This is a genomic window from Dysgonomonas massiliensis (assembly GCF_900240225.1).
In the GTDB taxonomy this organism is placed as follows: domain Bacteria; phylum Bacteroidota; class Bacteroidia; order Bacteroidales; family Dysgonomonadaceae; genus Dysgonomonas; species Dysgonomonas massiliensis.
Window position 1 is genome coordinate 93104 of record NZ_OEPV01000004.1, and the last position, 13539, is coordinate 106642.

Here is a 13539-nt window from a genome sequence, read left to right on the forward strand (position 1 = left end):
ATGGACGCATTAAAGCAAAAGGTATTTCAAGCTAATCTTGATTTGGTAAAACATGGACTAGTGATCTTCACTTGGGGAAATGTAAGTGCCATTGATCGAGAAAAGGGCTTGGTTGTTATAAAGCCTTCAGGAGTTTCATACGAAACAATGACTGCTGAAGATATGGTTGTGTTAGATTTAGATGGAAACGTAGTTGAAGGGAAACTAAAACCATCATCCGATACGGCAACACATTTAGTATTATATAAAGCTTTCCCAAACATCGGTGGGGTAGTGCATACTCATTCAACGTATGCAACATCATGGGCACAAGCAGGTTGTGATATCCCTAATATTGGTACAACACACGCCGATTATTTTAAAAATGCAATTCCTTGTACAAGAATGATGACAGTAGAGGAAGTTCAATGCAATTATGAATTGGAAACGGGAAATGTAATCGTTGAAAGATTTAAAGATCTTGATGCCGATTATACACCGGGTGTATTAGTGAATAATCACGGCCCATTTGCATGGGGGAAAGACGCTGATAATGCTGTTTACAATGCAGTAGTAATGGAGCAGGTAGCAAAAATGGCAATGTTTGCACTTAACATCAATCCAAATCTTAAAATGAATGAAGAACTGATTAAAAAACATTTCTTCCGCAAACATGGCCCGAACGCCTATTACGGACAATAACAAATAATAAAACAGAATTAGTATTAATAATAAAAAAATAAAGAGATATGGGACTTTTCAAAGATTTAGAAGTATGGTTTGTAACCGGAGCACAATTGCTTTACGGAGGAGATGCTGTAGTAGCTGTTGATGCACACTCAACAGAAATGGTTAAAGGTTTGAACGATTCAGGTGTTCTCCCTTTCAAAGTTGTTTATAAAGGAACGGCTAACTCTTCGGCAGAGATTTCTGAAATTATGCGTGCAGCAAATGGCGATACAAAATGTGTTGGTCTGATTACTTGGATGCATACATTCTCGCCTGCTAAAATGTGGATTCATGGTTTGAGAGATTACAAAAAACCATTACTACACCTACATACTCAATACAACAAAGAGATTCCATGGAATGAAATCGATATGGATTTCATGAACTTGAACCAATCAGCTCACGGAGACCGTGAATTTGGTCACATCACAAGCCGTCTTCGTATGCCTCGCAAGGTAGTTGTTGGATATTGGAAAGACGAAGATACTCAAAAGAAAATTGCAGGCTGGATGCGTGTCTGTGCAGGATGGGCAGATTCACAAGATATGCTTATCATCCGTTTCGGCGACAACATGAACAATGTTGCTGTAACTGATGGTGATAAAGTTGAAGCTGAAATCCGTTTAGGATATCACGTAGACAATGCTCCTATTGCAACACTTGTTCCATACGTAGAAGCTGTTACTGAAGCTGAAATTGATGCATTGATCGCTGAATACGAAAAAATATATGACTTTGCAGACGATTGCAAAAAAGGTGCAGAAAAACACCAGTTTGTTCGCGATGCTGCAGCTCAAGAAATAGGTCTACGCCGTTTCTTAGAAGCTAAAGGTGCTAAAGCCTTTACTACTAGCTTCAACGAACTTGAAGGTATGAAACAGTTAATGGGATTTGCTTCTCAACGTTTGATGGCTGAAGGCTATGGTTTCGGTGCAGAAGGTGACTGGAAAACAGCTGCTCTGGTTCGTACAATGTGGGTTATGGGACATGGTTTGCCAGGTGGACAATCATTCCTTGAAGATTACACATTGAACTTCGATGGCGAAAACAGCACTATTCTTCAATCACATATGTTGGAAATCAATCCAGATATCACAGGAGTTAAACCTCGTATGGAAGTACACTTCTTAGGAATTGGAGACGCTCGTACTTGTGCTCGTCTTGTATTCCAAGCTCACAAAGGTGAAGGTGTTGCTGCAACTATCGTAGATATGGGTAACCGTTTCCGTATGATTGTAAACGAAGTAGTTGTTGAAGAACCAAAAGCATTGCCTAAACTTCCGGTAGCATGTGCATTGTGGAAACCAATGCCAAACTTCGAAGTAGGTGCAGGAGCATGGATATTGGCAGGTGGTACTCACCATTCAAGCTTCTCATTCTCAGTTACAACTGAAATGCTGGAAGATTATGCTGAAATAGCTGACATCGAAATGTTGATTATCGATAAAGATACTAACATTCGTCAGTTCCGTCAGGATCTTCGTAACAACGAAGTATACTATATGTTAAATAAAGCTTTGAGATAATCGAAGTATAGAATATAGACTAAGTATCGGAGGCCTTAATAAAGCTTCCGCTACTTGGTTAAAAAAACAAATAATAAAAAAGTTTACCATGAAATATACTATTGGTCTTGATTACGGTTCGGACTCTTGTCGCGCTGTAATTATTGACGTTAATAACGGTACTGAAATAGCATCTTCGGTAAAATATTATCCGAGATGGAAAGAAGGTAAATATTGCGATCCTCTGAAAAACCGCTATCGTCAGCATCCACTTGATTATATTGAGTGTCTTGAAGCATCGGTAAAAGAAGCTTTGAGTAAAGCTCCTGCTGGAACTGCAGAGAAAGTAGTGGGTATGTCGTTCGATACAACCGGATCAACTCCTGCTCTTATAGATAAAGATGGTCAGGTATTAGCACTTAAACCTGAATTTGCTGAAAATCCGAATGCGATGTTCGTACTTTGGAAAGATCATACTGCAATCGAAGAAGCTGCTTTGATCAACAAACTTGCCAAAGAATCTGCAGTTGACTATACTGCTTACGAAGGTGGAATCTATTCGAGTGAGTGGGTATGGGCTAAAGTAGCTCATGTATTGGGCGAAGATAGTGCTGTTGCTGCAGATGCATATAGCTGGGTTGAACATTGCGATTGGATGTCATCTCTGATCACGGGTACAACTAAGCCGGGCGATATCATCCGTAGCCGTTGTGCTGCAGGTCATAAAGCAATGTGGCATGAAAGCTGGGGTGGTCTTCCTCCTGAAGAATTTCTGGTTTCTATCTCTCCACTATTGAAAGGATACAGAGATAGATTATTTAAAGATACATACACAAGTGATATTAAGGTGGGTAATCTTACGCAAGAATGGGCAGATCGTTTAGGTCTTACTACAAACGTAGCTGTTGGTGTTGGCGCATTTGACTGCCATATGGGAGCAGTCGGAGCAGAAATCAAACCTAAAACATTCGTACGTGTTATCGGAACATCTACTTGCGATATCATGGTGGCTCCTTATGCAGACATGGATAATAAACTGATTCCGGGAATCTGTGGTCAGGTTGACGGATCTGTTATTCCTGGTATGATTGGTCTTGAAGCAGGACAGTCAGGCTTCGGAGATATCTATGCTTGGTTCAAATCAGTATTGGCTTGGCCACTAGAGAAACTTGTTGCTTCATCGTCATTGATTGATGCTGAAACAAAAGAAAAACTAATTGATGAAGCGTTGGATAAAATTATCCCAGAATTGTCGAAAGAAGCTGCTACCGTACCAGTAGGAGAGAGTTCAGTATTAGCAATCGACTGGATGAACGGACGTCGTACTCCTGATGCTAATCAGTTAGTGAAAGGAACGATAACTGGATTGAATCTTGCAAGTTCTGCTCCGCTTATTTTCCGTGCATTGGTAGAAGCTACTGCATTTGGTTCGAAAGCTATTGTTGATCGTTTCCTTGAAAATGGAATTGAAATTGATAGTGTGATTGGTATTGGAGGTATTTCCTTGAAATCGCCATTTGTGATGCAAACACTGGCCGATGTATTGGGTATGCCTATCAAAGTTGCGAAGTCTGAACAAGCTTGTGCTTTTGGTGCAGCTATGTTTGCTGCTGTTGCTGCCGGAGTTTACACAGATGTAACTCAAGCTCAGGATGCAATGGGACAAGGTTTCGCTAACGAATATCAGCCGAATGCCGAAAACCATAAGATATATTTGTCATTATACAAAAAATATCAAGCGTTAGGACAGTTTACCGAAAAAGAACTATTTTCTTAAAATCATAGAAAGAATATGAATTGGAATTCACATGAATTTATATGGCTCGACTGGCTTATTCTAGGAGTCGGCATATTGGCTGTAACGTGGGCTGTATGGCGTTCGGTACAAAAAGATAAAAAATTGCAACAAGGAGCTAATAGTGAAGACTATTTGTTCGGTAAAGGTGAGCCTTGGTACATTATCGGAGCTGCCATTTTTGCTGCAAATATTGGATCTGAACACTTGGTGGGTCTTGCCGGAACCGGTGCAAAATCGGGAGTAGGTATGGCACACTGGGAGATGCAAGGTTGGATGATTCTTATTTTAGGATGGTTGTTTGTGCCATTCTATCAGTTGATGAACAACAAAATGGGTAAAATCATTACGATGCCCGACTTCCTGAAGTATCGTTATACTCCCAGAACCGGATCATGGTTGTCTATCATCACGCTAATTGCATACGTATTGACCAAAGTGAGTGTTACGGCATTTACCGGAGGTATCTTTATGGAAAGTCTTCTTGGATTACCATTCTGGTATGGTGCGATCGGTTTGATCTTCTTGACAGGTATATTTACCGTTCTTGGAGGTATGAAGGGTGTAATGACGTTATCAGCAATTCAGACTCCGATCCTTATCATTGGTTCATTCCTTGTACTGTTTTTAGGATTAAGTGCATTGGGAGGTGGAAGTATTGCTGAAGGTTGGACTGCAATGATCGATTATTCTAAGACATTGAATGTGGGTGCTGATGGTGTTGCTTATGGAACAAATCATATGTTCCACTTCAGTACTGGTGACCCTTTGTATGACGATTATCCGGGTTTTTGGGTATTCATCGGAGCATCTATCATTGGTTTTTGGTATTGGTGTACAGACCAACATATCGTTCAACGTGTACTAGGTCAGCAAAAAGGTGAATCGAATGAAGTCGTTATGAAACGTGCACGTAGAGGTTCTATTGCAGCAGGTTATTTCAAAATATTACCGGTATTCATGTTCTTGATTCCGGGAATGGTTGCAGCAGCACTAGCTGCTCGTCCTGATAGCGGATTCACATTGGACGATCCGGATACAGCTTTTGGCTCTATGGTTAAATTCGTGTTACCGGCAGGTGTTAAAGGTATTGTTACTATCGGTTTCATTTCTGCTTTGGTTGCTTCTTTAGCTGCCTTCTTCAACTCTTGCGCAACGCTGTTTACAGAAGACTTCTACAAACCGAAGTTTAAAGATAAAAGTGAAAGTACATACGTTTTGGTAGGTCGTATTGCTACGATTGTAGTCGTAATTCTAGGTATCGTATGGATTCCTATTATGATGAGTCTGGGTAGCCTTTATGACTATCTGCAAGGTATCCAATCTTTACTAGCTCCGGCAATGGTTGCTGTATTCGCTTTAGGTATTTTCTCGAAAAGAATTACTCCTAAAGCAGGTGAGGTAGGTATGATTGTAGGTTTCCTAGTTGGTATGCTACGTTTGGTTACTAATATCTTTACTAATTCGGGCAAGGATGTTATGTCTGGCTGGTATTGGGAATATACAAGCTGGTTCTGGCAAACTAACTGGCTTATATTCGAAATCTGGTTGTTAGTATTCATCATGGGGCTGATGGTTGTTGTGTCATTCTTCACACCGAAGCCAACAGCTCAGCAAATTGATGCAATCACATTTACTGGGGATTATAAAAAACAAATCAGAAACAGCTGGGATAAATGGGATGTTATCGCTTCGTTAGGAGTAGTTCTACTTTGCGGTTTATTCTACTGGTATTTCTGGTAAAAATATATCTGTACAAATAATATTAAGTATTCTAATGAAAGGCGTTATGGTCGGGAAAGACTATAACGCTTTTCTCTTATTTGTGTGTCATTGACATTTTTTATAATAATACGAATGGAACTATGGATAAATAGATTAATCGTAAAATAAAATAGTATAACTTTGCGCCAATCTATTCTATATGTACTTCTTATTATTTTATAGAAGAGAAAAGAACACATATTTATAAAAAATATATGGTTATGAATTCAAAGTCTGTCAAAGAAGATAAAAATAAAGCTCGTAAGAAAAAGGGATGTTTCTTTATTTTTTCTATAGTTCTTACCATTGTTATTCTAGCACTTAGCATTTTATTGTTTATTCGTTATGATGCTTGGTTTTCTAATATTCCAGAAGATCCATATATAACTCCTAAGAAAATAGAACGAATCACACTTACTCCCGGTATGGACTTTACAAAGGAAAGAGTAATAAGTTGGCGATACGACTCGATAGAACATAAATCATTTGTAGAATATTATAAAATTGACTCAACAAAGATTGAATTAGAAACAAACTTAATTCCGGCTACAAGCCAATCAGTTGAGACACGGGCAGGACATGCGTATTATTATCATGCGAATTTATCGGATTTGGAATGTGGAAATAGATATACTTACCGTGTAATATCGGATAATGATACTTCGACATGGAGGACTTTCAATGTTCCGTTTGTGAATGATACCTTACGCTTTTTATATGTTGGTGATGTTCAAGATCCAAAAGGAGATGAATCAGATTCACTGTTTATGGTTTTACGACAGAAGCTTCTGAAGTTTGATTTTATCGCATTTGCCGGTGATCAGATTGAGCGTCCGATGGATAAATATTGGAATTTATGGTATAAATCATTGAGCGACTGGGCTGGAACTATTCCTTTAGTAAATGTGGCAGGCAATCATGAATATATTAAAGGTCTGAATAAAACTTTGGATGAACGTTGGGTGGCTCAGCATAATTATCCGCAGAATGGACCTGCCGATTTTAAAGGTAAATCATATTATGTTGATTTCCCTTTGATGCGAATTATCGTTATCGACAGTAATGTAATTCAGTGGCCTGATGCAGTTCTTCAGCATCGAAATTGGTTAGAGGAAACATTAAAGGATGCGACTCAGCCATGGAAAGTAGTAATGTTCCATCATGGCGTATATTCTGTCAGAGAGGGTAGAATGAATGTTATGATGCGTTATTTGTTCCTACCTGTATTAAATGATAATGGAGCCGATCTAGTATTGCAAGGGCATGATCATGCATATTCAAGGATTACGACAAAAGCTGATGGAGATACTATTCCTCCAGTATTTGTGATAAGTAGCGCTTCACCTAAATTTTATCGAAATGGATTCGATCCGATTCATGACCGTCTAGGTTCGGGGCTAGCTCTATATCAAAGTATTGAAGTGACTAAAGAAAATCTGGAGTTTAAATCTTATCTTTTTGATGGAACTCTATACGATGATTTAACTATTCAAATAGGGAAAGACGGTAAAAAAAATATTATCGATAGAGCACGTAATTTAGACGAAATTTTCAAATTTGACGGCTTTGGAGATAGCAAGAAAGGACGTGCCAAACGCGATAAATACCTTGAGGCTGTACGGGAATGGGAGTCGCGAAAGAATAAAAACAACTAACTATAAAATATTTTATTGAGTTTTATGAGAAATTACAGATGGGTATATAATACCTTTTTAGCCGCATTTTATAATATAATTTTAGCAATGCTTAGTTTTATGCTTTGCCGTGTTATTTTTATTATCGTCAACAATGATTTTTTCACTCATCTGTCCTTTTCAAGATTGCTGAAGATGTTTCAAGGTGGATTTGCATTCGATCTGTCAGCTGTCCTTTATACAAACGTGCTATATTTAGCCTTAATGCTTTTTCCTATTCATTATAAGGAAACACCATTATATCAGAAAATTGCTAAAATAATATTCCTTGTAGGCAATATTACTGCGATAATAGTAAACCTGATGGATACAGTATTCTTCCAATATACCAAACGAAGAACAACAGCTACTATTTTTACGGAATTCAAGAACGAAGATAATTTGTTGGGAATTATCGGGATTGAGTTCGTAAATAATTGGTACTTAGTATTGATTGCCATTGCGATGGGGTATTTGTTATACAAACTTTACAGAAAACCGAAGACTGATATATTGTTTCCGGGTTTAGGCTATTATTATTTAGTTCATCTTGTTATACTAGGAATTGCAGGCTTTTTCATTGTAAGTGGTATGCGTGGAGGAATAGGCAAGGGGATGCGTCCGATAACAATTAGTAATGCCAGTAAATATGTAGACAATCCGGTTGAAACTGCTATTGTTCTGAATACACCATTTTCGATGTACAGAACATTCGGAAAAGAAGCTTTTGTAGTACCTAAATATTTCTCGGATAGAGATGAAATGCTGCAATATTATTCGCCTATACATACACCTAAAGATAGTGTAGAATTTAAGCCAACGAATGTTGTTATTCTGATTATCGAAAGCTTCGGAAAAGAGCATTCCGGATACTTGAATCCACATCTGGATAATGGTACCTATAAGGGCTATACACCTTTCTTAGATTCGTTGATGAAAGAAAGTCTTACTTTCGAATATTCGTATGCCAATGGGTTGAAGAGTATCGATGCGATGCCTTCTATATTGACAAGTATTCCTAGATTTCAAGAGCCATTTATTTTGACTCCGGCATCACTGAATGAATTGTCAGGAGTAGCCGGTGAATTGGAAAAGAAAGGTTATTATACATCGTTCTTTCATGGAGCAAGAAGTGGATCGATGGGATTTGATTCGTTTGCTTTTTCAACAGGTTTCACAGACTATTTCGGACAAGAAGAGTTTAAAGATAAAAATGACTATGACGGACACTGGGGTATTTGGGATGAGCCATTTTTGCAATATTTTGGTAAGAAATTGAGTACTTTCAAAGAACCATTTATGAGTGCTACATTCACTCTGTCGTCACATCATCCGTTCAGAGTGCCTGAAGAATATGAAGGTAAATTTCCGAAAGGAACTCTTCCTATTCATCAGTGTGTAGGTTATACCGATCATGCCTTGAAGCGTTTCTTCGAATCGATCGCGGATAAAGAATGGTTTAAAAATACACTTTTCGTTATTACAGCCGATCATACTAATGGTAGTGCGCACGAAGAGTATCAAACATCGCAAGGTGTATTCTCTGTTCCAATTGTATTCTATCGTCCTGACGGATCGTTGAAAAATATGGATAAAGAGCGGGTAGCTTCCCAAATTGATATTATGCCAAGTGTACTAGGGTATTTGGGATATGATAGCCCATATATTGCATTCGGTACAGACTTGTTTAATACAAAAACAGAAGATACTTTTACTGTAAATAATTTGAACGGAACTTATCAGATCTTCCAAGGGGATTACATGTTACAGTTTGATGGAGAAAAAACAATTGCTTTGTATAAATTCAAGACTGACATTTTTTTGGAGCATAATCTGCTATCGACTACCGATAAAGCTGTTTATCTGCCTCTGGAAATGAAACTGAAATCGATGATTCAGCAATATATGGAGCGCATGACCCAAAATGAATTGATCGTAAAATAGTGGTCTCTATCAATCTGTGACTCTTTTATGTAGAGGTAATTTTATTACCTTTGCAGCTTCGAAAAAATAAAGATTAGAAATGTTAATAGTAGAAAGTCTGAAAGTTGAACTAGGGGATCGTCTCTTGTTCGATAATATAAGTTTTATAATCAACGATAAAGATCGTATTGCTCTAGTGGGAAAGAATGGTGCCGGAAAGAGTACCATGCTGAAAATCCTTGCAGGAGTTAATACCCATCATAAAGGAACTGTCAGCTGTACTGATGGTACTACAGTCGGGTATCTACCTCAGATAATGAAGATTGTAGACGGGCGAACAGTACGTGAAGAAGCATCACAAGCTTTCGTTCATATTTTCGAACTTCAGGAGAAAATAGAAGAAATGAACCGTCAGCTCGAAACTCGTACCGATTACGAATCGGACGATTATGCGAAGCTGATTGACGATTTCTCGCATGCTCATGAAGAATTGGCCATGACAGAAGGTGTCAACTTCGATGGAGAGGTAGAGAAAGCTTTGCTTGGACTAGGCTTCAAGCGTAGCGATCTGGATCGTCCGACCAGCGAATTCAGTGGAGGATGGCGTATGCGTATCGAACTTGCCAAATTATTGCTTCGCAATCCGGATGTTCTATTATTGGATGAGCCTACTAATCACTTGGATATCGAATCTATTGAATGGCTCGAAGAATTTATCAAGACACAAGCAAAAGCTGTTGTGCTTATCTCGCACGACCGTGCATTTATAGATGCTGTAACTAATCGTACAATCGAACTTGTATTGGGTAAAATATACGATTATAAAGTCAATTATTCGAAATATCTAGAGCTGCGTCAAGAACGCCGCCAGCAACAAATACATGCTTACGAAGCTCAGCAAAAACAGATTGCCGAGATGGAAGAATTTATCGAACGATTTCGTGCTCAGGCAGCAAAAGCCGTATTGGTTCAGAGCCGTGTTCGTCAGCTAGAAAAGATGGAGCGTGTAGAGATTGACGAAGAAGATAAATCGCGTATCCGTATCTATTTCCAACAAGGTATTCGTCCGGGTAATTATCCGTTGACAGTGGATAGTGTGACAAAGAAATACGATGATTATATGGTCTTCCAAAATGCCAATATGATGATCGAACGAGGTGAGAAAGTTGCTTTAGCCGGTAAAAATGGAGAGGGTAAATCTACTTTCATCAAATGTGTGATGGGACAAACTCCATACGATGGTTCCATCATGTTAGGACATAATGTACAAGTTGGATACTTCGCTCAGAATCAGGCTGAATTGCTAGATGAAGATTTGACAGTGTTCGAAACGATCGATCGTGTAGCTGAAGGTGATATCCGTACACAGATAAGAAATATTCTTGGAGCATTCATGTTCAATCGCGACGATTCGGATAAAAAAGTACGTGTGCTTTCAGGAGGAGAGAAGACTCGTTTGGCGATGGTTAAATTATTGCTCGAACCTGTAAACTTTCTGATTCTGGATGAGCCAACCAATCACTTGGACCTACGTACGAAAGAAATTCTAAAACAAGCTTTGATTGATTACGACGGAACTGTAGTTGTAGTATCGCACGACCGTGATTTCTTAGACGGACTTGTTTCGAAAGTATATGAGTTTACAGATAAGAAGTTGATAGAACATATAGGTGGCGTTCGTGAATTCTTAGCAAAGAAGCGTGCACTGTCTTCATAAACTGCAATTTATAAGTCTTTAAGATTTTAGAATTCTGTTTTTTATTACTTTTTTATATCTTTCTATTCGAAACTTAAAATTGTAATCAGGATATGAAAAAACTATTTTTTATAGCTTTTGCTTCGTTGGTAGCTACAATTCTGTATGCTCAAGACATCAATCTGCCCACTCCAGTTAAAACCGGAGGATTATCGGTTATGGAAGCTCTGAATAAGCGTCAGTCGACAGATAATTTCAAGGAAACCGATCTGACAGATCAGCAATTGTCAAATCTGTTATGGGCAGCAAACGGAATCAATCGAGATAATGGAAAACGTACAGCACCATCGGCATTGAATAGTCAGGATGTAGATATTTATGTAGCATTGGCTAATGGTGTTTACAAGTATGATGCTGCTAATTTGAAATTGATTTTCGTGTCGTCCGAAGATTGCAGGAAGTTAGCTCAAAGTCCTAAAAACTCGACCTTACCTCCGTGTATGCTTTATCTAGTAGCTGATGGATCGAAATATCCAAGTAATATTCCTGCGGAACATACTGCCGATATGGGACGAATTGACGTGGGAATCGTATCACAGAATATCTCTATTTTCTGTGCTGCAACCGGATTGGGAACCAGACCGCGTGCTAGTATGAAACAAGAAGAACTTCGACAGATTCTGAAGTTGAACGAACGGCAACTATTATTATTGAATCATCCAATCGGATATCCATTGTAATGACAAAATGAATTAATATATAAGAGGCAGATGTGAGAATATTGCATCTGCTTTGTTTTTAGCATAAAACTAGAATAAATACACTTATGAAATTAAAATCTATTATTATTTGTGCATGTGTGGCAATAATGATGACCATGTGTACTGTAAATACGAAGGACGAGTCTCAATCGGACAACGACAGTCAGGTTCAGAGTGAGATGAATTATTCATCAGGAGGCTTTGCGTCTATTGTGATCGATCGACCGGCAGATGTTGTCTTCAAAATGCTGACAGATGTGAATATATGGCCTCAGATCAATTTAGGAGTTACAATGTCTATCACACCCGAAAATGTTGTACTCGAAAAAGGAACTAAGTTTAACGAAACTATCGCAAGTCCGATACCGGGTATCGAAAACTGGACTAATGAATGGACCGTAGAAGAGATCGAAACTGACAAAGTTTACATTATGTCGGGCAGAGAAAACTTTTCGAAAGCTCCAATTCATTCACGAATTACTTATCAGTTTACGAAGCTTGAAGATAATAAAACCTTGTTCAAACGTACAATCGAAGTAACGTTGGATGACAAGTTTACACAAAATGCCAGTCCTCAGGAAATAGAAGCTCTTTATCGCTTCTTGGGTAGCCAATGGGAAATGACTTCGCATCTTAAGAAATACGTAGAAGCAAATTCTTCGAATTAAATCTTTAGACTGATATTTCTGTCATTGGATAATAAAGCACTGACAAGTGTCAGGTATTGGGGCAAAGATCCGTCTTTGCTCCATTTCAATTCTATGCCGAGCAGTTGACTTGTTGTTTTTCCGATATCGAATCCGAAAGATTCGAGCGAATAACGTATCTTGTCGGGAAATCGACAGGGTTGGCCAATTATACGGGTACAAGTATCTACATCGCAAACATGACAAGTTCCGGCAAAAAACACCTTACTGTCAGAATGCTGTGTCTCAATCTCAATTAGTCTTTTATCTAAATTTTTTCTCACATCACTGATTAGCTGTTTACCTATTCTTATACTATCTTCTAGCGAGTGACATTGATCGGACAGAGATTTGGACGGAATGATCTTAGTTCCGATTATATATGCGTATTTATAATGACTTAGAAATTCATCGGTGCTGAAATCATAGGGAGGACACGACCAGCAATTACCATATTTATTGCAAGCCTTACAGAAACCTATAAATTTATCTGTGTCTCTATAATCATTTATATACTCTGAAATAGAAATACTAGCAACAGCGTTTTGGATTGAGTACATTTTTAGGCGTAATTTATTTTAAAAGGTGCTGTTCTATCAATTCAGCACAAGTGCGGATATATTTCGAACAAGGTTTTTCGTTCGGATTGGTAGCCGTTGCTGCAGCTTCATTTCGCAAAGTGCTGCATAATAACGAACCGTGTTGTTTATTAAACTCACCCGCAAGGAATTGCACTTTCTCGTAGTTTCGATGTTTCCCTTCCTGATCGTCGGGAGAAGTTGTCCCATTAACCAAGCCCGAAACCATAAACATGCCAATAGTAGCACCACAAGTCTCGCCCAAGCCTCCGATACCTCCGCCAAAAGGGACAGACAGTTTCAAAGCGTCTTCTTTTTTCAAGCCTAATAAATCGGCATAGACCACAAATAAGGATTGAGAACAATTATATCCTCTGTTGAATAGCTCTACGGCTTTTTCTACTCTGCTTTTATCCATATTCATTCAGTTTGAATTGTTCGGTAAATATA

At 38.5% G+C, this 13539-nt stretch carries 11 protein-coding genes; 9 read left to right on the forward strand and 2 right to left on the reverse strand.

The features are described 5' to 3' along the window. The 9 genes from C1A06_RS05195 to C1A06_RS05235 all read left to right on the forward strand — a co-directional run bounded on the left by C1A06_RS05195 (nt 1) and on the right by C1A06_RS05235 (nt 12493). On the forward strand, nt 1-681 hold the full coding sequence (locus C1A06_RS05195) for an L-ribulose-5-phosphate 4-epimerase (protein WP_185116815.1): 681 nt from the start codon (nt 1-3) through the stop codon (nt 679-681). 47 nt (nt 682-728) lie between these two features. Beyond that, a complete protein-coding gene (gene araA, locus C1A06_RS05200) occupies nt 729-2234 on the forward strand; it encodes an L-arabinose isomerase (RefSeq protein ID WP_101689184.1) in 1506 nt (501 codons plus the stop codon). Between the two features lie 88 nt (nt 2235-2322). Beyond that, on the forward strand, nt 2323-3990 hold the full coding sequence (locus tag C1A06_RS05205) for a ribulokinase (protein WP_101689185.1): 1668 nt from the start codon (nt 2323-2325) through the stop codon (nt 3988-3990). A 15-nt stretch (nt 3991-4005) separates the two neighbouring features. Next, a complete protein-coding gene (locus C1A06_RS05210; protein ID WP_101689186.1) occupies nt 4006-5751 on the forward strand; it encodes a sodium:solute symporter in 1746 nt (581 codons plus the stop codon). 242 nt (nt 5752-5993) lie between these two features. Further along, complete coding sequence (locus C1A06_RS05215; protein ID WP_245872005.1) at nt 5994-7427, forward strand: purple acid phosphatase family protein; 1434 nt, start codon at nt 5994-5996, stop codon at nt 7425-7427. 24 nt (nt 7428-7451) lie between these two features. Then, nucleotides 7452-9389 (forward strand): LTA synthase family protein, encoded by a 1938-nt coding sequence (locus C1A06_RS05220; protein WP_101689187.1) that lies wholly within the window; start codon nt 7452-7454, stop codon nt 9387-9389. 79 nt (nt 9390-9468) lie between these two features. Continuing rightward, nucleotides 9469-11085 carry an ABC-F family ATP-binding cassette domain-containing protein gene (locus C1A06_RS05225; protein WP_101689188.1) on the forward strand — a complete coding sequence of 539 codons (1617 nt, stop codon included), beginning with the start codon at nt 9469-9471 and terminating at the stop codon, nt 11083-11085. A gap of 92 nt (nt 11086-11177) precedes the next feature. Beyond that, a complete protein-coding gene (locus tag C1A06_RS05230; RefSeq protein ID WP_101689189.1) occupies nt 11178-11804 on the forward strand; it encodes a nitroreductase family protein in 627 nt (208 codons plus the stop codon). 86 nt (nt 11805-11890) lie between these two features. Then, nucleotides 11891-12493 carry an SRPBCC family protein gene (locus tag C1A06_RS05235; protein WP_145996349.1) on the forward strand — a complete coding sequence of 201 codons (603 nt, stop codon included), beginning with the start codon at nt 11891-11893 and terminating at the stop codon, nt 12491-12493. Here the strand turns inward: C1A06_RS05235 and C1A06_RS05240 are convergent. Then, nucleotides 12490-13071, reverse strand: coding sequence for a DUF2284 domain-containing protein (locus C1A06_RS05240; protein WP_101689191.1), 582 nt, complete (start codon nt 13069-13071; stop codon nt 12490-12492). The genes C1A06_RS05235 and C1A06_RS05240 overlap by 4 nt on opposite strands. 13 nt (nt 13072-13084) lie before the next feature. Beyond that, nucleotides 13085-13507 (reverse strand): C-GCAxxG-C-C family protein, encoded by a 423-nt coding sequence (locus C1A06_RS05245; protein ID WP_159461382.1) that lies wholly within the window; start codon nt 13505-13507, stop codon nt 13085-13087. Nucleotides 13508-13539 lie beyond the last annotated feature (32 nt).